Below are 22,286 nucleotides of genomic sequence, written 5' to 3' on the forward strand. Positions count from 1 at the left end.
TTCGTGAGACGTAAATTATTGCTCCTGCTGGAAACCGGACTGGTCCTGGCAGGGCTGCTGTTGGGTGCAAGTGCCTGGAAGTTGCACTCGGCCCTTGAGCAACCGCTGAACCTGAGCCAGGAGCAGTTGCTGGATGTTCCTGCAGGCTCCACTCCCACCGGTACCTTCAATCGCTTGCAAGCCGACGGTGTCATCGAGGATGCCTTCTGGTTGCGCTTGTACTGGCGTTTCAATCTGCCTAACCAACCTCTGCACAGTGGCGAGTACCGCATGACTCCGGGGATGACGGCCGAGGGGCTGATCGGGGTCTGGCAACGGGGCGAGGTCGTGCAGTACAGCCTGACCCTGGTGGAGGGCTGGAACTTCCGCCAGGTTCGCAACGCCCTGGCCAAGAGCGACAAACTGCAGCAGACCCTGGCAGGCCTCAGCGACAGCCAGGTGATGGACAAGCTTGGGCATGCCGGGGTGTTTCCCGAGGGGCGCTTCTTTCCCGACACCTATCGTTTTGTTCGTGGCATGACCGATGCCGAGCTTCTGGAAAAAGCCTACGTCCGTCTGGACGAGGTGCTGGCCAAGGAGTGGAGCAAGCGGGCCGACGATGCACCCTACAGTGATCCCTACCAGGCGCTGATCATGGCGTCGCTGGTGGAAAAGGAAACCGGCGTACCCCAGGAGCGCGGGCAGATCGCTGGAGTATTCGTGCGTCGAATGCAAATTGGCATGCTGCTGCAGACCGATCCAACGGTGATCTATGGTCTCGGCGAGCGTTACACCGGCAAGCTGACCCGGGCGCACTTGAAAGAGTCCACGCCCTACAACACCTACGTGAATGCCGGTCTGCCACCGACGCCGATTGCCATGGTGGGGCGCGAGGCGATTCACGCCGCGCTTAATCCGGTGGCGGGCAAGAGCCTGTACTTTGTTGCAAGGGGAGATGGCAGCCATGTCTTCTCCGACGACCTGGACGCCCACAACAGTGCTGTGCGCGAGTTTCAGCTCAAGCGGCGTGCCGATTACCGTTCCAGTCCGGCACCTGCGAGCGCCCCGGCAACTTCGGAGGCCGGAACCCCGGCGGCTGGTGGCGCAGGGGGCGAGGCTGAGCAAGCGCCATCGACCCCGCTGGCGGCTCCTGCAGCTGGCGAGCCCGAACCCGCCCCGAAAAGCCCACAATGAATTTGATCAAGGACTGCCCGTGACAGGCTTGTTTATTACTCTGGAAGGCCCGGAAGGCGCGGGCAAAAGCACCAATCGTGAGTACCTTGCCGAGCGCTTGCGCGCCGCAGGCATCGAGGTCGTGCTGACTCGCGAGCCCGGTGGTACTCCCCTGGCCGAGCGTATCCGTGACGTGCTGCTGACCCCGGCTGACGAGGTCATGAACAGCGATACGGAACTGCTGCTGGTATTCGCGGCCCGTGCCCAGCACCTGGCGACGGTGATCCGTCCCGCACTGGCCCGTGGTGCGGTGGTGCTCTGTGACCGGTTCACCGACTCCACCTACGCCTACCAGGGCGCGGGGCGTGGCTTGAGCCTCGAGCGGATCGAGGCCCTGGAGGATTTCGTCCAGGGCGAGCTGCGGCCGGATTTGACCCTGGTCTTCGATCTGCCGGTAGAAGTTGGCCTGGCGCGGGCCAGTGCCCGTGGTCGCCTGGATCGCTTCGAGCTGGAAGGGCAGGCTTTTTTCCAGAAGGTCCGCGAGGCGTTCCTTGAGCGCGCTGCTGGCGCCCCGCAACGTTACTTCCTGGTCGACGCGGCACAGCCCCTGGCCCAGGTCCAGCAATCCCTGGATGCCCTGGTGCCTCGCTTGCTGGAGCGCGCCCGTGGCTGACGTCTTTCCCTGGCAGGCGAGCCTCTGGCAGCAATTGGCCGGGCGTACCCAGCATGCCCATGCCTATCTCCTGCATGGCCCTGCGGGGATCGGCAAGCGAGCCCTGGCCGAGCGCCTGATGGCGCGCTTGCTGTGCCAGAAGCCACAAGGGCTGGACGCCTGCGGGCAATGCAAGTCCTGCCTGCTGCTGCAGGCGGGCAGCCATCCGGACAACTACATCCTGGAGCCCGAAGAGGCGGACAAGGCGATCAAGGTCGACCAGGTGCGCGAGCTGGTGAGTTTCGTGGTCCAGACCGCGCAGTTGGGCGGTCGCAAGGTGGTGCTGATCGAGCCTGTGGAGGCGATGAACATCAATGCTTCCAACGCATTGCTCAAGAGCCTTGAAGAGCCTTCCGGAGACACTGTGCTGTTGCTGGTCAGCCACCAGCCCAGTCGGTTGTTGCCGACCATCAAGAGCCGCTGCGTGCAGCAGGCTTGTCCGTTGCCCAGCGAGGCTATGAGCCTGCAGTGGCTGGCCACAGCCTTGCCCGAATGCAGCGAAGAGGAGCGAGTGGAGCTGTTGACCCTGGCTGCCGGTTCGCCCCTGGCTGCCGCCGGATTGCAGGCCCAGGGCGTTCGTGAGCAGCGTGCGCAGGTAGTGGAAGGGGTGAAGAAGCTGCTCAAGCAACAGCAGTCGCCAACCCAGTTGGCCGAGTCCTGGAACGCCATTCCCTTGTTGCTGCTGTTCGATTGGTTCTGTGACTGGTCGAACCTGGCCCTGCGCTATCAACTGACCCTGGACGAGGACGGGCTGGGATTGGCTGATATGCGCAAGGTGGTGCAGTACCTGGCGCAGAAATCGCCCCAGGCCAGGGTCCTGGAGATCCAGGACTGGATCCTGGTCCAACGGCAGAAGGTCCTGAACAAGGCCAATCTCAATCGTGTCCTGTTGTTGGAGGCGTTGCTGGTCCAGTGGGCGGCGCTGCCTACCCGGAACTGATGCGCGGCGCCTAGAATCAGACCTGTTCCCGGCCGGATAACGACCTCCGGCCTTTCATTCATCGGATGCAGTTGTAGCCCTATGCTTGTAGATTCCCATTGCCACCTCGATCGCCTCGACCTTGCCGCCCATGATGGCTCCCTTGATGCCGCACTGGCAGCGGCCCGCCAGCGTGGCGTGGGGCATTTCCTGTGCATCGGCGTGAGTGCCGACAATGCGGCGGACGTCAAGGCCCTGGCCGACCGCTATGACGATGTCGATTGTTCAGTGGGGGTGCATCCCTTGGACGTGCAACCAGGGGCTGCGCCGGCCCTGGACTGGCTGCTGGACGAGTTGAACCATCCGCGTGTGGTGGCCATTGGCGAGACCGGCCTGGACTATCACTACGAACCCGAAGCTGCCCAGTTGCAGCAAGCATCGTTCCGCCTGCACCTGCAGGCCGCCCAGCAGACCGGCAAGCCAGTGGTCGTGCATACCCGGGGCGCCCGTGCCGACACCCTGGCGTTGTTGCGCGAAGCGGCATTGCCCAACGCTGGAGTGCTGCATTGCTTCACCGAGGATTGGGACATGGCCAAGGCGGCCCTGGATCTTGGGTTCTACATTTCCCTGTCGGGAATCGTGACTTTCCGCAATGCCGATGCCCTGCGCGACGTAGCGCGGCAAGTGCCGGCCGACCGCCTGCTGGTGGAGACCGATTCGCCGTACCTGGCACCCATACCTTATCGCGGCAAGCCCAACTTGCCGCAGTACGTGCGTGAAGTGGCGGAGTTCCTGGCCATGTTGCGCGGTGAGTCCTATGAGGCGTTTGCCGAACAGACCACGGCGAACTTCAAGCGCCTGTTTCCCTTGGCCAGGGTCAAGAGCGCGATCTGAGGCGCGCGCCGGCGCGGCAAATTCCAGGCAAAAAAAACCCGGGTTCTGGGGGGTGAATCCGGGTTAAGACCATTAGGAGTAAAACTAAGGCACGCGGTCCTTCGGTACCTAGATCGGCGTTTCACTTGGGGGAGATGTCCCGCCGACATTTCAAGTATTGATCACTATCGTATTGAGTCCAGTTACCCCTGCTCGTTTTTTAAACAAATTTGGAATACGAGCGCTTCCCATGAGTTCTCACTTGCCGGGCCTGTTGCAGGATTGTGCATTGCTTCGTTGAAAATAGCCGGATCTGCCTTCTTTTTCGGTGAAATAGGCCGTTCTGTCCGTTTTTTAGCAAGCACTCATCACCCTGGCTGCAGAACCGTGCTTGTCCCTGCTTTGCATTGCGACTGATGCAGTCGAATCGAGCTTGTCTGGTAGCCCGCATGTTGGAATCGCGACTCGTTGCATTATTTTCGTCGAGCACTAGGCTTTGAGTGGTCATGGGTTCTTGCTGTAGGAAAGGCTGGACCTTGTAGTCTGATTCGAGCCTTTGACTCGCTCGATGTTTGCTTCTGGAACTGCCTTTGGCCCCAGTATCCATGGGCGATAGCGGGTTTTTCAGGCTCACTCCGGGGGCTTCCAGCAGATCGAGTTTTGTGTCGGAAACCGTGGCAACGACGGATGATCCGTGCATTTTGGCGCAAGTTAGGCATAATACGCGGCTTCGATTTTGACCCCGAACAGACCTTTTCTTATGCAGAAAGAACCTCGTAAGGTCCGTGAATTTCGTCGCCGTGAGCAAGAAATTCTCGATACCGCGCTCAAGCTGTTCCTCGATCAAGGTGAAGACAGCGTCACCGTCGAGATGATTGCGGATGCCGTGGGTATCGGCAAAGGGACCATCTACAAGCACTTCAAGTCCAAGGCGGAAATCTACCTGCGCCTGATGCTCGACTATGAGCGGGATTTGAACGAGTTGCTGCACTCTGCCGATGTCGACAAGGACAAGGAGGCCCTGTCCCGGGCCTACTTCGAGTTCCGCATGCGCGACCCGCAGCGCTACCGGTTGTTCGACCGCCTGGAAGAGAAGGTGGTCAAGGGCAACCAGGTTCCGGAGATGGTCGAGGAACTGCACAAGATCCGTGCTTCCAACTTCGAGCGCCTGACCCTGCTGATCAAGGGCCGTATCAGCGAAGGCAAGCTGGAAGACGTGCCTCCGTACTTCCATTACTGCGCCTCCTGGGCATTGGTCCATGGTGCCGTGGCGCTGTACCACTCGCCGTTCTGGAGCAATGTGCTGGAAGACCAGGAAGGCTTCTTCCAGTTCCTGATGGACATCGGCGTGCGCATGGGCAACAAGCGCAAGCGCGACCCCGACACCTCGAACCACTGACGCGCTCAAGCGTTGGATTGCGCCATCAGTGCTCTGTATGGCGCAGTGTCCGAGGAATATACTCAGGCTTGGGACTTGCTAAAACCTGATTTTTGAGTCAGGTTTTGCGCGCCTCTCCCTTCTTACGCCGGAGTCATCCATGATCGTCGATCGTCAAGGCAGGCGCTTTCGCAACTTGCGGATCAGCCTGACGTCTGCGTGCAACTACGCCTGTACCTACTGCGTGCCCAATGGCAAGCGGCTGGTGGCTGCCCAGGACGAGTTGTCGGCCGAGGCGATGGCGCGGGGCGTGGCGTATCTGATCGAGGCCGCCGGTATCGAGCGCTTGCGCATCACTGGCGGCGAGCCGCTGGTCAGTCCCAAGCTGGAATCCTTCATGGCGGCTGTAGGGCAGATGGGCCTGGAGGACATCAGCCTGACCACTAATGGCCAACTGCTCGCGCGCAAATTGCCGCTGCTGCTCGATGCCGGCATCCGGCGCGTCAACGTTTCCCTCGATACCTTGGATGCCGCGGCTTTTCGCAGCATTGCCCGTGGTGGCGACTTGGCCACAGTGCTCGATGGCCTCTCGCAGGCGCGTGCGGCAGGCTTGAAGGTCAAGGTCAATATGGTGCCGCTGCGGGGGCAGAACCTGGACCAGGTCATGCCGCTGCTCGATTACTGCCTGGAACAGGGCTACGAGCTGCGCTTCATCGAGTTGATGCGCATGGGCCACCTGGCCAGCGATGGCAATGCCTTTGTGCAGCAGTTTGTCAGCTTGCGGCAACTGCTGGAGCTGATCGGCCAGCGTTACGAATACCTGCAAGCCGAGGCGCCGCTGGACGCCACTGCTGTGCGCTATGAAATCCCCGGCCTGGGCCACTTCGGCGTGATCGCCAACGAAAGCGTGCCATTTTGCCGGACCTGCTCGCGCTTGCGCCTGTCGTCCACCGGCTGGCTGCACGGCTGCCTGTCCTCGAGCAACCGCCACTATGTCGGCGACTTGCTGGACAAACCGCGTCATCAAGCCCTGCCAGCTCTACAGCGGTTGTTGGTCAAGGCCTTGGGCGACAAGCAGGACGTGGCATTTTCCGGTGGCGCCACGGTGATGAAAATCATTGGTGGTTGACCCTTGGGTAGCTGCCATTCCCTTTGATAGTAGAGCTGGCGCGGAAGCTGCATCTCGTGGCAATTCGCCGGTTTTCCGTCACCGGATTTTGGAGGGTAGGATGCGTAGCCTGGTTTTGCTGCTGGCCTTTTTGGCGCTTGGCGGCTGCATGAATGTCAGTGATATGGGCGAAGGGGTGCGCTACCACCTGAGTGATGCGGGGATGCTCGATCATAGCGATACCCGGCGTACCAGTTCGTTTCGCATTCAACCCGATTCGTTCATTTTCATCGCCCAAGGGCACTTTGTGCCGCCTGGCAGCGCTTATCCGCGACCTAACGTAGTGGCTGAGGAAGCCTTCAACGGCTTTATCGAGTATTTCCCGATGGTCCGCCGGGCCAGGGCTCCGGAAGGCCTCAATGAAGCCATGGCCGAAGCTCGGAGCCAGGGCGCGCATTACCTGCTCTATGCGCGGTTCGCCAAGGCCGATGACCGCATCGGCAACTCCGACGAATGGCTGGACCAGGAAGCGGTGGATCGCCTGGGGGTCGACACCAGTACCATCCAGATCATGCTGATCGAAACCAGCACCCAGTACCTGATCGATTCTGCGCGCATGCGCAGTCGCGGCGGTTTACTGACGTTCCATGACAACAAGCCGCAAGACTTGCTCGGCCCACCCCTGCAGCAATACGCTCGTGGCCTGTTGGGGTTGAGCGACTGAAGCAAGGAGGAGAGTGGTATGAGTGGTCCAGGCAAGGCCAACGATTTGCTGGCGCAGATTCCCAAGGCTGAAAAGGGTTTACCGCCGGTCCATTCGTGGAATCCCGAGTTCTGCGGCGATATCGACATGCGTATCGCCCGCGACGGAACCTGGTACTACCTGGGTACGCCCATCGGCCGCAAGCCCATGGTCAAGTTGTTCTCCACCATCATCCGCCGCGATGGTGACGACTACTTCCTCGTCACCCCGGTGGAGAAGGTCGGGATCAAGGTCGATGACGCGCCCTTTGTCGCGGTGACCCTGGAAGTAGAGGGGCGAGGCCAGGAGCAGGAGCTGCGTTTTTTCACTCATGTCGATGAGCAGGTGTGTGCCGGCAGCGAGCATCCGCTGCGGGTAGAGGTTGACCCGCAAACCGGGGAACCGGCGCCTTATATCCACATCCGACACAATCTCGAGGCGCTGATCCATCGCAATGTTTTCTACCAGTTGGTGGAGCTGGCGCAGGCTCGCGTCCTGGACGGCCGGAGCTGGCTTGGGGTATGGAGCGGCGGGGTATTTTTCCCCATTGGCCCGGAGCCTTGAGCCGCGCCCGGACTGTTGTAAGAATATATTTCTTGCTCTTGATCCGGCCTTTCATGTATCAAATCCGACATGATCAAACATGTCCGATTCGATAAGAAAAAAAGGGTGGTCGACGAGCTGATCCGGCGCATTGAAAGCGGCCTGATGGAGGACGGCTTCCAGCTACCGGGAGAGCATCGCCTGGCCGAGGAGTTCGGTGTCAGCCGCGGCACCCTGCGCGAGGCCCTGGCTGAGCTCAAGCGACGCAATTACATTGCCACGCAGAGCGGGGTGGGCTCCATCGTCACCTTCGACGGCGTCGCACTGGACCAAAACCATGGCTGGGCCCAGGCCCTGGCCGACAGCGGCGCACTGATCAACACCGAGGTGTTGCGCTTAGAGGCGATCTGTCGTCCGGACCTCAAGCATCGCCTGGGCACTGACCGGTTCATCGCCCTGGATCGCCGGCGTCGCAGCACCGATGGCCGGGTACTGTCCCTTGAGCGTTCGCTGGTCCCTGCATCCGGCGAGCTGGAAGGCTTGCCTCGGGTCGGCCTGATCGATGATTCCCTGACCATCACCCTGGCCGCCTATGGCTATATCGGCGAGCGCGGTGACCAATGGATCGGCGCCGAGCCGTTGAGTGCCGAGGACGCCGAGTTGCTGGGGCGGGCCACCGGTGAAGTATTCCTCAAGGCCCTGCGTACCACCTATGACCGCCAGGGCCGTTTCATGGAGCAGGTCGAGAGCCTCCTGGACCCGCAGCATTTTCGCATGCACCTGCAATTCGGGGATTTGCCGTGAGCCCCACCCAGCGTGCGCTGGGAGCTTTCTACGGACTGGCCTTGGGCGACGCCCTGGGGATGCCGACCCAGTCCCTGAGCCATGAGCAGATCCGTCAACGTTTCGGCAGCATCCATACCCTGGAGGATGCCGGCCCGGACCAGCCGATCGCCGCCAACATGCCCAAGGGCTCGATCACCGATGACACCGAGCAGGCGATCCTGGTCGGGCGCCTGCTGGTGCAGGGGCGAGGCCGGATCGATCCGCAAGAGCTGGCGCAGGGCCTGGTCGAATGGGAAGCCGCCATGCGAGCCAAGGGTTCCCAGGATCTGCTGGGGCCTTCCACCAAACATGCCATTGAGATGATCCTCGCCGGGTATTCGGTGGAGGAGTCGGGGCGTTATGGCACCACCAATGGTGCAGCCATGCGCATCACCCCGGTGGCGATCGCTACCGATGTTGCCGAGCCGCAGGCCTTTGTCCAGGCCGTGGCCCAGGCCTGCCAGGTGACCCACAACACCAGCCTGGGCATTGCCAGCGCAGCGGCAGTGGCCGCGGTGGTGTCTGCGGGAATCAACGGGGCACCGCTGGTCGAGGCCCTTGCCCTGGGGATGCGGCTTGCCCGCCAGGCCGAGGCGCACGGTTACTGGGTGGCCGGCGCGAGCATCGCTGCCCGATTGGAGTGGGCCGCGACCTTGCGGGTCGATGGCGACAAGGCCCGGTTCGCCCGGACGCTGTATGAACTGATTGGTACCTCGGTGGCCTCCCAGGAGTCGGTGGTGGTGAGTTTTGCCCTGGCCGGACAAGTGGCGCTGGGGCAACTGGCGGCTTTCGAGGCGCTGTGCCTGGCGGCCAGCCTGGGCGGCGACACGGACACGATTGCCGCGATCCTCGGCGCCATGCTCGGCGCCTGTGTGGGCCTGGACGGCTGGCCTGGCGATCTGATCGCCTTGGTGCGGCAGGTCAATAAACTGGATCTGCAGCCTCTGGTAGAACAACTGCTGGCCTTGCGCTGATTCGCCAAGGCCGTTGCACCGTCGGCCAGCCGCCGACCGCTATGGAAAGCCCTGAGTTCGCCCGCTGCGGCTGGCGGCTCTGGATACGGCCAGGAATGCCGGGATGTTCAGCGACTTCCGAAATTGCCTAAGACCATAACAACGGCAACAGGAGCGTTACCGATGAGTTCATCGACAGCCGGGCAGGGTGCCGGGCAACTGGAGACCCGTGGCATCGAACCCGTCCCCGAGGCGGAATGCGACGGCCATCCGCTACAACTGTTCTGGGTCTGGTTCGCAGCCAATATCAGTATTCTCGGCTTGCCCCTGGGGGCGACGCTGGTAGCGTTTCGTGGCTTGTCGATCTGGCAGGTACTGCTGGTGGCGTTCCTCGGCTCGGTGGGCTCGTTCGCCGTGGTCGGCCTGATCTCGGTAGCCGGTCGGCGGGGGCGGGCTCCCAGCCTCACGCTGTCACGGGCGATCTTCGGGGTGCGGGGTAATATTGGTCCGACCCTGGTGTCGATGCTGTCCCGGGTGGGCTGGGAAACGGTGAATACCACCACGGCCGCCTTCGTCCTGTTGTCCCTGAGTTCGATCCTGTTCCAGACCCCGGCGTCGGCGAAGGATGCACCTTTGCTGACCCTGTTGTTCATCGCCATTTTCGTGCTGCTGACCCTGAGCGTATCGGGCCTGGGTCACGCCACCTTGCTGCTGATCCAGAAGTGGGCCACCTATGGTTTTGGCGCATTGAACGTGCTGGTGGGCGGGTTCCTCTGCGCCACCATCGACTGGACCGCCGTGTTCAATGCCGCTCCAGCACCCATGAGCGCCGTGTTGATCGGCATCGGCACCATGGCCGCGGGTACCGGTATCGGCTGGGCCAGCTCCGGGGCGGACATGTCGCGTTATCAGCGGCGCTCGGTCACCGCCGGCCGCCTGGTGGCCTCGGCCGCCTTCGGTGCCGGCATTCCGCTGGTACTTTTGATCACGTTGGGGGGCTTGCTGTCGGTGGGTAATGATCACCTGGCCTCGGCAGTCGATCCGATCATTGCCATCCGCGACATGCTGCCGACCTGGATGGCCGTGCCTTACCTGGTCGCCGCCTTCGGCGGGCTGCTGCTGTCGAACAACCTGTCGGTGTATTCCGCCGGCCTCACCGCATTGACCCTGGGCCTGAAGGTCAAGCGTGTCTATGCGGTGCTGGTGGACATCGTGGCGATCTTCATCGGCTCGATCTACTTCATGCTGATCGCCGACAGCTTCTATGGCCCCTTCATCAGCTTCATTTCCCTGCTGGCGGTACCCATCACCGCCTGGGTGGGGATCTTCGTGATGGACCTGGTCCACCGTCACCACTACAGCGCCGCCGACTTGCTGGATGTCAGCCCCACCAGTGCCTACTGGTACCAGGGCGGTATCGAATGGCGCGCCTTCGGCGCCTGGTTGCTGGCGATCGTCCTGGGTTTTTGCTTCACCAGCATTGGCACCACCGCCGAGGATGTCTGGTTCACCGGGCCTCTGGCCAATTCATGGCTAGGCCAGAACGGCCTGGGCTGGGTTGTCACGTTCCTGGTGGCCGGTGGTGGTTATGGGTTGCTGGGCGGGGCGCGGGATCGGCGTGCCGGTTTTGCCGAGAATGCCAATGCCTAGGCTGCTTCATAGCGGCCAGGTCATTGTCGATCTGGCGATGCCGGTGGAATGCCTGCCGGCGCCGGGGGGCGAGGTGTTGGCCGAGTCGGCACGCTTCGAGGCCGGTGGCGGTTTCAATGTCATGGCGGCGGCGGCGCGTAACGGCTTGCCGGTGGTCTACCTGGGGCGCCATGGCCAGGGGCGCTTCGGTGACCTGGCGCGCGAGGCGATGCAGCGCGAAGGCATCCAGATGAGCCTGGCGTGCAGTCCTGGCGCCGATACCGGCTTGTGTGTGGTCCTGACCGATGCCAGTGCCGAGCGCACCTTCATTTCCCATATCGGTGCCGAGGGAGAGCTGTCCACCGAAGACCTGGCGCAGGTCCGGGTGGCGGCCGATGATTATGTCTATGTCAGTGGCTACAGCCTGCTGCAGGCGAGCAAGGCCCAGGCTTTGCTCGACTGGTTGCTGGCCCTGCCAAGCGACCTGCCGCTGATGTTCGATCCGGGACCTCTACTGGGCTCGGTGGAACCATCGCTGATGGCGGCCCTGCTGCCTCGGGTGGGTATCTGGAGCAGCAATCGCGCCGAGGCGTTGCAATTCACCGGGTGCCTGGATATCGACAGTGCCTTGGAGCACTTGGCCATGCGCCTGGCACCCGAGGCTTTGCTGGTGCTGCGTGATGGTCCCCGGGGGTGCTGGGTCCGCCAGCAGGGGCGACATGCCCTGGTGCCCGGGTTTCAGGTCGAAGCGCTGGACAGCAATGGGGCCGGTGATGCCCACGCTGGGGTCTTTGTCGCGGCCCTCGCGGCGGGACACGAGCCCCTGGCAGCCGCTCGCCGGGCCAACGCCGCGGCAGCCCTGGCGGTTACCCGCCGGGGGCCGGCCACGGCGCCGGGCACTGCAGAAGTTGAGGCCATGCTGCGGGCTTGCTGATCCGCTTAGCCAGCCTGGCACAAGGCTTCGATCAATTCCTGCTTGCGCATGCGCGAGCGTCCCGCAATGTTCTTTACCCGTGCTTCCTGGAGCAGGCTGTCCTTGCTCTGGGTGGCCAGCGACGCCTTGCTGTTACGTGGGTGGCCCTGGCGGCTCGCGGCTGCGCGCCGGGCTGAGTCGCTGCGGGCCCGGGCCTTGTCCGCCGGGTGCTTGTCCCTGCCGGAGCCTCCGGCCCGCTCGCCGCCGCCGGACTGCTTGTTGACCGTGGCCCAGGCCCTGGCTTCGGCCTCCTCCGGGGGCAGGCCGCGTTCTTCATAGCTGGCCTCGATGGCCGCCGCCTTGCGCCGCTGGGTCAGGGTGTACTTGGCTTTGCTTCCTCGAGTCATGGCGTCTTTCCTCTTGGATCCTGGCAAGCAGGACTGGCTGGATGACAGTGCGAATGGCCCGTTACTGATTGCTGCCTTCGGAGCCCGAGCCGCCGGTGGTGGTCTTGGAGCCGGTGCCGCTTTTGCCGTTGTCCGGTGTCCCGGAGTCCAGGGTACCGGCGCCGCCCTGGCGGCCGTTGTCGTTGCCCTGGATCCGTGGATCGGTGCCGGTGGCCGGTGGCAACGAGCCTTCGTCCGTGGTCGGCGGGTTGATGTTGATCTTCGGTGAGCCTTGGGTGGCCGGTGACTTGGGGCCTTCCACGGGGTTGGTGGGGCCGGTGGAGCCGGCCATGGCCGCGCTGGACAGCAGTCCGGCCAGGACCAGGGCAGAAAGTTGGACCTTGATCATGATGTCGCCTCCATTCGTTAGAGTCGCTACCTGATATTGGTCTGCCCTGGCCTGCGATTGGTGCCGGGTGATCGACGAACGGTGTCAGGCCTGGGCCGCCCGGGATCGAAGCCGGTAGCTCCAGCCCAGGCGGCCAAGCGCGATCAGCCAGTTCACTGTGGCGATCGCCAGCACGCCTAGCAGCAATGCCTGGATTCCGGCTTCGACGATGATCCGTCCGGCCAGCCACGGGAAGCCGAATACGCCAATGAAGTAGGACAGGCTGAACAGCAGCAATGCCTGCGAGGTGTGGCCCGGTGGCGCTTCGTTGGCTGCCTGGCCGTTGATCACCGAGTAGGTCAGGCCATAGCCGATGCCCAGTGTCATGGCGGCCAGCAGGTAGCTGGCGCTGCTGTCCACCACCGACAGGAACAGTAGGATCGACACCATCATCAATCCCGACAACAGGCACGCGGCCCAGTACGGATCGCGTTTGACCACGATGCCGGCAATCAGCATCCGGCTGGCGATGGCCGCGCTCATGAAACCAATGAAGAACAGTGAGTAGTCCACGCCTCGGGCGGGGCCATAGCTGGTCTGGAAGCTCGACAGGCCGCCGAACACGCAACCTCCCAGGCCCACCATCAGGATCGGGAACAGGGCCCCGGAGGTCAGTACCCGGAGGGTGCCGGTCCAGGTGATTCGTGCCGCTGCGGTGCCCAGGTGGTCGGTACGCCGCTGCAGGTGGCCAGCCAGTCGCCAGAAGATCAGCACACCTAGCAGGCTGGCTGCGGCGGCAAGGAAAAAGCTGCTGCTCAGGGGATATCCCAGGGCACTGGCCAGGCGCCCGAGCAGTGGAGCGGAGCCGATGCCGCTCATCATGCTGCCCGACAACAGGGCGAAGTAGCGTGGACGCTGCGAGGGGGCGACCAGCATGGCGACGATGATCGGTCCCAGGGTGTAGAACACTCCCCAACCCAGACCAAGGATCCAGCCGAAGCACAGCAGTGCGGGCCCGACGCCCGGCGTCAGGGCGAAGCCCAGGCAGGCGATGACCAGCAGGCTGCCGAAGCAGGCCACCGAGCGCGCTGCGCCGAGCCAGTCCGCCAGGTGCCCGGAGGCGATCACCGCAACGAAGGTGCTGAGCATCGCCACGGAAATCACCCGGCCGGCGTCATGCTCGTTGCCGCCGTGGCTGCTGATCAGCAGCGAGAGGAGGAAGGTCGAGCCATAGGACAGGGACAGCAGGTAGCTGCCCAGGCAGAACAGCCCGAACAACGGGTCGAAAACCCGAGGTGACGGGGGCGTGCTGGGGGACATGAAAGCGCCTCTTTGTGCTTGTCGTTGTGCGGGGCTTTCTAACACGTCTGTAGCCAGTGATTGTTCCATTACTCACCGCCTCAGGATCAGTCGGCAGCGGAGTGAATGTGGGTGCTACTGGCCGATTTCCTCCAGCAACTCGCGCCGAAAGCGTTCAAGGCGTTCATGCCGGACCTGTGCCAGTTTGCTGCCAGTGGTGGTCTGGAAGCCTTCGGCCAAGTGCAGCAGCTTGCTCTGGAAGTGGTCCAGGGTGAAGCGCGAGTCATCCAGTTCGCGGTGGCTGGCCCGTGGGTCGGCCGGGTCGTACAGGACTCGGCCCAGGCGCCCCGAGACATAGAAGGTGCGAGCCACGCCGAGCGCGCCCAGGGAGTCGAGGCGATCGGCATCCTGGAGGATTCGCGCTTCCAGGGTAGTCGGTGTCAGCCCGGCGGAAAAACTGTGGGCGGCGATGGCATGGGCCACGGCCTCGATATCGCTGGCACTCCAGTGCAAGTCGGCCAGGACCTGCCGTGCCCGCTGGGCCGAGAGCCGCGAAGCCTGGGAGCGCAGCGGCGAGCTTTTTTCCACGTTCACGCAGTCATGGAGCAGGGTCGCGGCCAGCAGCAGGCGCAGGTCGCCGCCTTCCTCTGCGACGATGCGCCGGACATTGCTCCACACCCGATACAGGTGGGACAGGTCGTGGGCGCCGTCGTCGTGGGGTTCGAAGGCATGGGGCAGCAGGCTGGCAGCCAAGGGTTCCAGGGGCGCGAAAGTCATGGGGCAGGCTCCGGTTGGCGGTGTGGTCGTCACTCTAACCGCTGGCGCTGGTGACGATAAGTGTCGATGCGGCGCAAAGCCGGCACGCAGGGATAGCCGATGGTGGATAAATGCCCGTGCATGTCTTTCGGCTGTCGTTCTAATATGGCCGACCTGATTCCGCCATGAGAACCGCCGATGACCGTCGAAATCCGTCCTGCGCTGCCCAGCGATGCCCTGCAGATCCTTGCGTTCATCACCGAACTCGCCGACTACGAGCGAGCCCGTCACGAGGTGATCGCCAGCGTCGCCGATATCGAGCGCAGCCTGTTCAGCGAAGGCGCCACGGCCCATGGCCTGATGTGCCTGCGCGACGGCGTACCGATCGGTTTCGCGGTGTTCTTCTTCAGCTATTCCACCTGGCTGGGCAGCAACTGCCTGTACCTGGAAGATCTCTACATCACTCCCGAGCAGCGTGGCGGAGGGGCCGGCAAGCAACTGTTGCGGCACCTGGCACAGATCGCCTGCGACAACGATTGCGGGCGTTTCGAGTGGAGTGTGCTGGAGTGGAATGAACCGGCGATCCAGTTCTACAAGTCCCTGGGGGCGCAGCCCCAGGAGGAATGGGTCAAGTACCGCATGGATGGCGAGGTGCTGCGGGCCTTCGCCCGCGGCTGAAGCGCGGGCGCCAGCGATCCGGGTCGCTGGCGCCGCACTCAAGGTCGACTCAGGCCTTGAGGGTCGCCATGTCGATCACGAAGCGGTATTTCACGTCGCCCTTGATCATGCGCTCGTAGGCCTGGTTGATCTGGCGGATATCCAGCATCTCGATGTCGCAGCGGATGCCGTGCTCGGCGCAGAAATCCAGCACTTCCTGGGTTTCGGCGATGCCGCCGATCAACGAGCCGGCCAGCACCCGGCGGCCCATTACCAGCTTGCCGGCGTGCAGTGCCGGGTCCACCGGTTCGATCAGGCCCACCAGGATGTGCACGCCGTCAAAGCGCAGGGTATCGAGGTAGGGATTGAGATCGTGGGCCACCGGGATGGTGTCCAGGAGGAAGTCGAACTGCCCGGCCGCGGCCTGCATCTGCGTCGGGTCGGTGGACACTATCACGTGATCCGCGCCTTGTTGCCGGGCTTCCTCGGCCTTGCTCGCCGAGCGGGTGAACAAGGTCACTTCGGCCCCCAGGGCCTTGGCGAACTTGATGCCCATGTGGCCCAGGCCGCCCATGCCGAGAATCCCCACCTTGTCCCCGGCCTTGACGCCATAGTGCTTGAGTGGCGAGTAGGTGGTGATGCCGGCACAGAGGATCGGCGCGGCGCTGGCCGGGTCCAGGGACTCGGGGATGCGCACCACGAAATGCTCGCTGACCACGATGCTGTCGGAATAGCCACCCATGGTGTTGCTGCCATCGATCCGGTCTGGCGAGGCGTAGGTCAGGGTCGGACCCTGCAGGCAGTATTGTTCCAGGTTGGCGGCGCAGGCCTCGCACTGGCGGCAGGAGTCCACCATGCAGCCGACGCCGACCAGGTCGCCGACCTTGTGCAGGCTGACGCTGGAGCCGACGGCGGTGACCCGGCCGATGATTTCATGGCCCGGCATCAGTGGGTACACGGCGATGCCCCATTCGTTGCGGGCCTGGTGGATATCGGAGTGGCAGACGCCGCAGTAGAGGATCTCGATGGCCACGTCGTCCGGGCGCGGGCTGCGCCGCTGGAAGCTCATGGGGGCGAGGGGAGTGGTGGCCGACTGGGCGGCATAACCGATGGCGGTGTACATGGTGGACCTCGCAAAGCGCTGACAAGTGAGGCGGCGCATTGTCGGCGCGAGGCTTGCGGGCAACCATGGCGATTCCTCGGCATGTCATGCCTAATCCTCCGCCATCGACGGTTTTCACGGGGCATTGGCCAACGGACCTGCGATGATGCTGGCATCCCCTCCCTTGCATGAAGTTTGCCCACATGTTGTTGACCCGCCATCTGGACGCCAATGCCCCCCTGGTCGCGCTGCTCGAGCCCCTGGCCAGTCGCGAGGGCTTCGCCGCTACTGCCTTGCCCGGGATCCAGGTGCTGCGGGCCAGCCGCGATGTGGCCCGGGGGCCGCAGATCTACGAGCCGAGCCTGATGATCATCGTCCAGGGCAGCAAGCTTGCGTACCTGGGCACCCGGACCCTGGAGTACGGCGCCGGGCATTACCTGATCCAGGCGCTGTCGGTGCCGTTCGAGTGCGAAACCTTCGCCTTGCCCAACGCGCCGCTACTGGGAATCTCCATCGGTATCGACCGCGCCGTGCTCAGGGAGCTGGTGCTGGCCATGGGCATCGGCGATGGGCCCGCAGCCGCGGCGCAGACCCTGGAGTCCATGACCTCGGTGGTCCTCGACGACAGCATGCGCGGTTGTGTGGAGCGCTTGTTGCGCTGCCTGCACGATCCTCTGGAGTGCAAGGTCATGGGGCCGGCGCGGGTCCGTGAGCTGCTGTTCGCCGCCTTGCGCGGACCCCAGGCCGAAGCCTTGCGGGCGCTGGTGGAGCAGCAGGGGCATTTCGCCCGGGTCGCCGCCTCGCTCAACCATTTGCACCAGCACTACACCGAGCCGTTGAACGTCGAGACCCTGGCTCGCTGCGCCAATATGAGTACCTCGGCTTTCCATGAGCATTTCAAGCGCAGCACCTTGTTGTCGCCGGTGCAGTACCTCAAGCGCTTGCGGCTGCTCAAGGCCCAGCAATTGCTGCTGGGCGAGGGGTTGGGCGTGGCCCAGGTGGCCCACAGGGTGGGCTACCAGAGCACCTCGCAGTTCAGCCGCGAGTACAAGCGCTACTTCGAGCGCAGCCCGGGGGATGAGCGCGCGGCTTGAGCGCTGGAATGAAAAAGGCCCCCATATGGGGGCCTTTTCGCAGGGCGTCGACTTACATGTTCGGGTAGGTCGGGCCGCCGGAGCCTTCCGGGGTGACCCAGGTGATGTTCTGCGCAGGGTCCTTGATGTCACAGGTCTTGCAGTGCACGCAGTTCTGGGCGTTGATCTGGAAGCGCTTCTCGCCGTCTTCCTGGGTGACCACTTCGTACACGCCGGCCGGGCAGTAGCGCTGGGCTGGCTCGTCGTACAGCGGCAGGTTGCGGCCCAGGGGGATGCTCGGGTCGGTGAGCTTCAGATGGCAAGGCTGCTCTTCTTCGTGGTTGGTACCGGAGATGAACACCGAGCTCAATTTGTCGAAGCTCAGCTTGCCGTCGGGTTTCGGGTAGTCGATCTTCACGCAGTCCTTAGCCAGCTTGAGGCAGGCGTAGTCCGGCTTGGTGTCGTGCAGGGTGAACGGCAGCTTGCCGCCGAACAGGTTCTGGTCGACCCAGTTGAAGCCACCACCGACGATGGCGCCGAACTTGTGGATCGCCGGGCCGAAGTTACGGCTGGCGAACAGCTCGTCATGCAGCCAGCTGGACTTGAATGCGCTGACGTAGCTGTTGAGCTCGTCGGCGCCTTCGGAACCGGCCAGCAGCGCATCGGCCACGGCATCGGCGGCCAGCATGCCGGACTTCATGGCGGTGTGGCTGCCCTTGATCTTGGCGAAGTTCAGGGTGCCCAGGTCGCAGCCGATCAGCGCGCCGCCCTTGAACACCATCTTCGGCAGCGAGTTCAGGCCGCCCTTGCAGATGGCGCGGGCGCCGTAGCTGATGCGCTTGCCACCTTCCAGGTACTGCTTGAGTACCGGGTGGTGCTTGAGGCGCTGGAATTCATCGAACGGCGACAGGTAGGTGTTGGAGTAGGACAGGTCGACAATCAGGCCGACCACCACCTGGTTGTTCTCCAGGTGATAGAGGAAGGAGCCGCCGGTGTTCTCGGTGCCCATGATGTCCAGCGGCCAGCCGGCGGTGTGTACCACCAGGCCCGGTTGGTGCTTGGCCGGGTCGATTTCCCAGATTTCCTTGAGGCCGATGCCGTAGTGCTGGGCGTCGGCGTCGCTGTCCAGGTTGAAGCGCTTGATCAGCTGCTTGCCGATATGGCCACGGCAGCCTTCGGCGAACAGGGTGTACTTGCCGCGCAGTTCCATGCCCGGGGTGTACATGCCGTCCTTGGGATGGCCTTCGCGATCCACGCCCATGTCGCCGGTGAGGATGCCGCGGACCACGCCGTTTTCGTCGATCAGGGCTTCCTGGGCGGCGAAGCCTGGGTAGATCTCCACGCCCAGGTTCTCGGCCTGCTGGGCCAGCCAGCGGCACAGGTTGCCCAGGGAGATGATGTAGTTGCCTTCGTTGTGCATGGTCTTGGGCACAAAGAAGTCGGGAACCTTGGTGGCGGCTTCGCCGTTGCGCAGGACATAGATGTCGTCGCGGGTGACCGGGGTGTTGAGCGGGGCGCCCAGTTCCTTCCAGTCAGGGAAGAGTTCGTTCAGGGCCCGTGGTTCGAACACGGCGCCGGAAAGGATGTGGGCACCGACTTCGGAGCCTTTTTCAACGACGCAGACGCTGATTTCCTTGCCTGCTTCTGCAGCCTTCTGCTTCAGGCGGCAAGCGGCGGACAAGCCTGCGGGGCCGGCACCGACGATGACTACGTCGAATTCCATGTATTCGCGTTCCACTAGGCTATCTCCTACTCAAGGCTCAACGGTTTTTTCTAATTGGAGGTTTGGCATTGCGTCCCGCTTTCTCCCATCGCCGATGGGGGGAGAGGGGAGGGACGGCCGACCTTTCTCTCTGGGCGGCGCATTATATCTACACCACTCCTAGCGTCCAATACAAACGTTTGTTTGAAATTGCCGCAGGCCAGGTAAATCAAAGAAGCGCGGCGTATGAACGGCCATTTTGCCGTATTGACCGGAAAAGGTGTTCCGGTCAAGATACGGTCGGTTTTGCGCTCGCCGTAGGCTGACTGTTGGTCTCAAGAGCACCTCTAAAGGCAGGGCAAAGGCAGTGAAGGTGACGGGCCGCGCAGCTTGAAAGTGCGCAGTTTACACGCCGCGATAATGAATGACTCGTCGGTCACCACTGACGAACGGTCATCATCTCGTGAGCGACGTCTACCTTATGTGCGCCGGCGTTTTTGGAGGTGCCCTTGTGCCGATGAGCATCAACCGCCAGGTTCTCGCCTAGGCGACTTTCTTTTCACCGGAGAGTAACGAGGAATCCATGAAGGTTCTTGTAGCTGTCAAACGAGTGGTCGACTATAACGTCAAGGTTCGCGTCAAGGCGGACAACTCCGGCGTCGACCTCGCCAACGTCAAGATGTCGATGAACCCTTTCTGCGAAATCGCAGTGGAAGAAGCCGTACGCCTGAAAGAGAAAGGCGTGGCGACTGAAATCGTCGTCGTCTCCATCGGTCCCGCTACTGCTCAAGAGCAACTGCGTACCGCCCTGGCACTGGGTGCCGATCGCGCGATCCTCGTCGAGTCCGCTGAAGAGTTGACCTCCCTGGCCGTGGCCAAGCTGCTCAAGGCTGTGGTCGACAAGGAACAGCCTCAACTGGTGATCCTGGGCAAACAGGCCATCGATAGCGACAACAACCAGACCGGCCAGATGCTGGCGGCCCTGAGCGGCTACGCCCAAGGCACCTTCGCCTCCAAGGTCGAAGTGGCTGGCGACAAGGTCAATGTCACCCGTGAAATCGACGGCGGCCTGCAGACCGTTGCGCTGAACCTGCCAGCGATCGTCACCACCGACCTGCGTTTGAACGAGCCGCGCTACGCGTCGCTGCCGAACATCATGAAAGCCAAGAAGAAGCCGCTCGAGACGTTGACTCCTGATGCTTTGGGCGTTTCCACCGCCTCCACCAACAAGACCCTGAAAGTCGAAGCGCCGGCTGCACGCAGCGCAGGCATCAAGGTCAAGTCGGTGGCTGAACTGGTCGAGAAACTGAAAAACGAAGCGAAGGTAATCTGATCATGACTATCTTGGTAATCGCTGAACACGATAACAAAGCGCTGGCCCAGGCCACTCTGAACACCGTGGCCGCTGCTGCCAAAATCGGTGGCGACATTCACGTGCTGGTGGCCGGTCAAGGCGTTGGCGCCGTGGCCGAGGCTGCTGCCAAAGTCGCTGGCGTGGCCAAGGTGCTGGTAGCCGACAACGCTGCCTATGCGCACCAACTGCCGGAAAACGTCGCACCGCTGGTTGCCGAGCTGGGCGCTGGCTACAGCCACATCCTGGCTGCCGCCACTTCCAACGGCAAGAACATCCTGCCGCGGGTTGCTGCTCAGCTGGACGTCGACCAGATCTCCGAGATCATCTCGGTAGAAAGCGCCGACACCTTCAAGCGTCCGATCTATGCCGGTAACGCCATTGCTACCGTGCAGTCCACTGCTGCGGTCAAGGTCATCACCGTGCGTGCCACCGGCTTCGACGCCGTTGCCGCCGAAGGTGGTTCGGCTGCGGTGGAAACCGTTGGTGCGGTCCACGATGCCGGTAAGTCGAGCTTCGTCGGCGAAGAGCTGGCCAAGTCCGATCGTCCTGAGCTGACCGCTGCCAAGATCGTCGTTTCCGGCGGCCGCGGCATGCAGAACGGCGACAACTTCAAGCACCTGTACGCCCTGGCCGACAAGCTGGGCGCTGCGGTCGGCGCTTCCCGCGCGGCCGTGGACGCAGGCTTCGTGCCTAACGACATGCAGGTCGGCCAGACCGGCAAGATCGTCGCGCCACAGCTGTACATCGCCGTTGGTATCTCCGGCGCGATCCAGCACCTGGCGGGCATGAAGGACTCCAAGGTGATCGTCGCGATCAACAAGGACGAAGAGGCGCCCATCTTCCAGGTGGCCGACTACGGCCTGGTGGCTGACCTGTTCGAAGCGGTACCTGAGCTGGAGAAGCTGGTCTAATCCAGCGGCTTCACTTATAAAGAGCCCGGCCTTTTGGCCGGGTTTTTTTTGTCTGCCGTTTGTTGGGAGGTATCGCCATGGATCTGCGCCGCGTGAGTGGCTGGCCAGTACTGTTGGGCATGTTGCTGTGCTCGTCGCAGGGGATGGCTGCGGGCAAGTGCGAGCGGCTGGTAGTGACCGGCAGTCCCGATGCGCCACCTTACCTATGGCGCGATCCACAGGACCCCAAGCACCTGATGGGGGCCAGTGCCGACCTGCTGCAACAGGTGGCAGGGGAGTTGGGCCTCAAGGTGGAGTTGCTGTATGCCGGCAAACGCTCCGAAGCCCTGGAGGAGGTGCGTAGTGGGCGCATGGACATGCTGGCCGATGCACCGCTGACCATCAATGAACTGGAGTCTCTGGACTACATCCATCCGGCGCTGGTGCTGAACGACTACCTGGTCTGGACTCGCAAGGACTCGACCCTGGCCTATACCCAATTGGCGGACTTGCATGGGCGTACTGGCGCTGTGTCGGAAAAGGCTCGCCTGACGCAGCCCTTCGTGGCGCTGGCCAAGGAGCACCTGCAACTCAAGCACCTGCCAAACCTGACCCAGGTCTTCCAGAAGCTGCTGCTGGGCGAAGTGGACTATGTGCTGGCGCCGCGTTATGCCGGCATGACCATGGCCCAGTCCCTGGGATTGGCGGCGGACCTGGTCGCGTTTCCCCAACCTATCGACAAGTCAGGGCTGTTCCTGGCGTTGTCCCACAACTCGGCTTGCAATGACCCATGGTTGCGCGGACAGCTGGCAAAAAAGATGACAGAATTGCCCGCGTCCGGTCTGACGGAGGCCCTGTTGCAGCGCAATCTGGAGCGCTGGAAAGCCCAGTTGCAGCAACCCGTCAGCAGCCCCAAACCGTAGGAATCTTGT

General features: G+C 62.9%; 23 protein-coding genes. 17 read left to right on the top strand and 6 right to left on the bottom strand.

Annotation, left to right across the window (positions count from 1 at the left end; genetic code table 11):
* Positions 1-3: 3 nt before the first annotated feature.
* From mltG to I9018_RS09245, 12 genes are all read left to right on the top strand, one after another.
* A complete protein-coding gene (gene mltG / locus I9018_RS09190; protein ID WP_124346178.1) occupies positions 4-1,173 on the top strand; it encodes an endolytic transglycosylase MltG in 1,170 nt (389 codons plus the stop codon).
* A gap of 19 nt (positions 1,174-1,192) precedes the next feature.
* Entirely contained in the window at positions 1,193-1,825 is a 633-nt protein-coding gene (gene tmk / locus I9018_RS09195; RefSeq protein WP_068577953.1) for a dTMP kinase, read from the top strand.
* Positions 1,818-2,804: a DNA polymerase III subunit delta' gene (locus I9018_RS09200; RefSeq protein ID WP_241109245.1), complete on the top strand. Its 987-nt coding sequence runs from the start codon at positions 1,818-1,820 to the stop codon at positions 2,802-2,804. Before tmk ends, I9018_RS09200 begins: the two co-directional genes overlap by 8 nt.
* An 81-nt stretch (positions 2,805-2,885) precedes the next feature.
* A complete protein-coding gene (locus I9018_RS09205) occupies positions 2,886-3,677 on the top strand; it encodes a TatD family hydrolase (protein WP_068577949.1) in 792 nt (263 codons plus the stop codon).
* 739 nt (positions 3,678-4,416) lie between these two features.
* The gene (locus I9018_RS09210) at positions 4,417-5,055 is read left to right on the top strand and encodes a TetR/AcrR family transcriptional regulator (RefSeq protein ID WP_068577947.1); all 639 of its coding nucleotides are present in this window, start codon (positions 4,417-4,419) and stop codon (positions 5,053-5,055) included.
* Between the two features lie 139 nt (positions 5,056-5,194).
* Entirely contained in the window at positions 5,195-6,163 is a 969-nt protein-coding gene (locus I9018_RS09215) for a radical SAM protein (RefSeq protein ID WP_068577945.1), read from the top strand.
* 100 nt (positions 6,164-6,263) lie between these two features.
* Entirely contained in the window at positions 6,264-6,866 is a 603-nt protein-coding gene (locus I9018_RS09220) for a DUF4823 domain-containing protein (RefSeq protein WP_241109246.1), read from the top strand.
* 18 nt (positions 6,867-6,884) lie between these two features.
* Positions 6,885-7,448, top strand: coding sequence for a DUF1285 domain-containing protein (locus I9018_RS09225; protein WP_241109247.1), 564 nt, complete (start codon positions 6,885-6,887; stop codon positions 7,446-7,448).
* A 69-nt stretch (positions 7,449-7,517) separates the two neighbouring features.
* Complete coding sequence (locus I9018_RS09230; protein ID WP_241109248.1) at positions 7,518-8,231, top strand: GntR family transcriptional regulator; 714 nt, start codon at positions 7,518-7,520, stop codon at positions 8,229-8,231.
* Positions 8,228-9,226, top strand: a complete 999-nt coding sequence (locus I9018_RS09235) for an ADP-ribosylglycohydrolase family protein (protein ID WP_241109249.1) — start codon at positions 8,228-8,230, stop codon at positions 9,224-9,226. The genes I9018_RS09230 and I9018_RS09235 overlap by 4 nt, the downstream gene beginning before the upstream one ends.
* A 162-nt stretch (positions 9,227-9,388) precedes the next feature.
* Complete coding sequence (locus I9018_RS09240; RefSeq protein WP_068577935.1) at positions 9,389-10,855, top strand: cytosine permease; 1,467 nt, start codon at positions 9,389-9,391, stop codon at positions 10,853-10,855.
* Positions 10,848-11,768 (top strand): PfkB family carbohydrate kinase, encoded by a 921-nt coding sequence (locus tag I9018_RS09245; protein WP_241109250.1) that lies wholly within the window; start codon positions 10,848-10,850, stop codon positions 11,766-11,768. The genes I9018_RS09240 and I9018_RS09245 overlap by 8 nt, the downstream gene beginning before the upstream one ends.
* A 5-nt stretch (positions 11,769-11,773) precedes the next feature.
* Here I9018_RS09245 and I9018_RS09250 read toward each other — a convergent pair whose 3' ends face one another.
* From I9018_RS09250 to I9018_RS09265, 4 genes are all read right to left on the bottom strand, one after another.
* Positions 11,774-12,154: a Rho termination factor N-terminal domain-containing protein gene (locus I9018_RS09250; protein ID WP_241109251.1), complete on the bottom strand. Its 381-nt coding sequence runs from the start codon at positions 12,152-12,154 to the stop codon at positions 11,774-11,776.
* Between the two features lie 61 nt (positions 12,155-12,215).
* Entirely contained in the window at positions 12,216-12,542 is a 327-nt protein-coding gene (locus tag I9018_RS09255) for a hypothetical protein (protein WP_241109252.1), read from the bottom strand.
* 84 nt (positions 12,543-12,626) lie between these two features.
* Positions 12,627-13,841, bottom strand: coding sequence for an MFS transporter (locus I9018_RS09260; RefSeq protein ID WP_241109253.1), 1,215 nt, complete (start codon positions 13,839-13,841; stop codon positions 12,627-12,629).
* 114 nt (positions 13,842-13,955) lie between these two features.
* Complete coding sequence (locus I9018_RS09265; protein WP_241109254.1) at positions 13,956-14,597, bottom strand: HD domain-containing protein; 642 nt, start codon at positions 14,595-14,597, stop codon at positions 13,956-13,958.
* Between the two features lie 177 nt (positions 14,598-14,774).
* Between I9018_RS09265 and I9018_RS09270 the strand changes: the two genes are divergently transcribed.
* Positions 14,775-15,254, top strand: a complete 480-nt coding sequence (locus I9018_RS09270; RefSeq protein ID WP_022643191.1) for a GNAT family N-acetyltransferase — start codon at positions 14,775-14,777, stop codon at positions 15,252-15,254.
* A gap of 49 nt (positions 15,255-15,303) precedes the next feature.
* On the opposite strand, the gene I9018_RS09275 is transcribed toward I9018_RS09270, so the two are convergent.
* On the bottom strand, positions 15,304-16,356 hold the full coding sequence (locus I9018_RS09275) for an NAD(P)-dependent alcohol dehydrogenase (protein ID WP_241109255.1): 1,053 nt from the start codon (positions 16,354-16,356) through the stop codon (positions 15,304-15,306).
* A 182-nt stretch (positions 16,357-16,538) separates the two neighbouring features.
* Here I9018_RS09275 and I9018_RS09280 point away from each other — a divergent pair, with 182 nt between their 5' ends.
* Positions 16,539-17,429 (top strand): AraC family transcriptional regulator, encoded by an 891-nt coding sequence (locus tag I9018_RS09280; protein ID WP_068577922.1) that lies wholly within the window; start codon positions 16,539-16,541, stop codon positions 17,427-17,429.
* A 52-nt stretch (positions 17,430-17,481) separates the two neighbouring features.
* Here I9018_RS09280 and I9018_RS09285 read toward each other — a convergent pair whose 3' ends face one another.
* Positions 17,482-19,146, bottom strand: coding sequence for an electron transfer flavoprotein-ubiquinone oxidoreductase (locus I9018_RS09285; protein ID WP_068577920.1), 1,665 nt, complete (start codon positions 19,144-19,146; stop codon positions 17,482-17,484).
* Positions 19,147-19,693: 547 nt separating this feature from the next.
* Between I9018_RS09285 and I9018_RS09290 the strand changes: the two genes are divergently transcribed.
* From I9018_RS09290 to I9018_RS09300, 3 genes are all read left to right on the top strand, one after another.
* The gene (locus I9018_RS09290; RefSeq protein WP_031321267.1) at positions 19,694-20,443 is read left to right on the top strand and encodes an electron transfer flavoprotein subunit beta/FixA family protein; all 750 of its coding nucleotides are present in this window, start codon (positions 19,694-19,696) and stop codon (positions 20,441-20,443) included.
* A 2-nt stretch (positions 20,444-20,445) separates the two neighbouring features.
* Positions 20,446-21,375 (top strand): FAD-binding protein, encoded by a 930-nt coding sequence (locus tag I9018_RS09295; protein WP_068577915.1) that lies wholly within the window; start codon positions 20,446-20,448, stop codon positions 21,373-21,375.
* 77 nt (positions 21,376-21,452) lie between these two features.
* The gene (locus I9018_RS09300; protein ID WP_241109256.1) at positions 21,453-22,277 is read left to right on the top strand and encodes a transporter substrate-binding domain-containing protein; all 825 of its coding nucleotides are present in this window, start codon (positions 21,453-21,455) and stop codon (positions 22,275-22,277) included.
* Positions 22,278-22,286 lie beyond the last annotated feature (9 nt).

The sequence above is a fragment of the Pseudomonas sp. MPFS genome, assembly GCF_022537035.1.
Taxonomy (GTDB): Bacteria; Pseudomonadota; Gammaproteobacteria; order Pseudomonadales; family Pseudomonadaceae; genus Aquipseudomonas; species Aquipseudomonas sessilinigenes.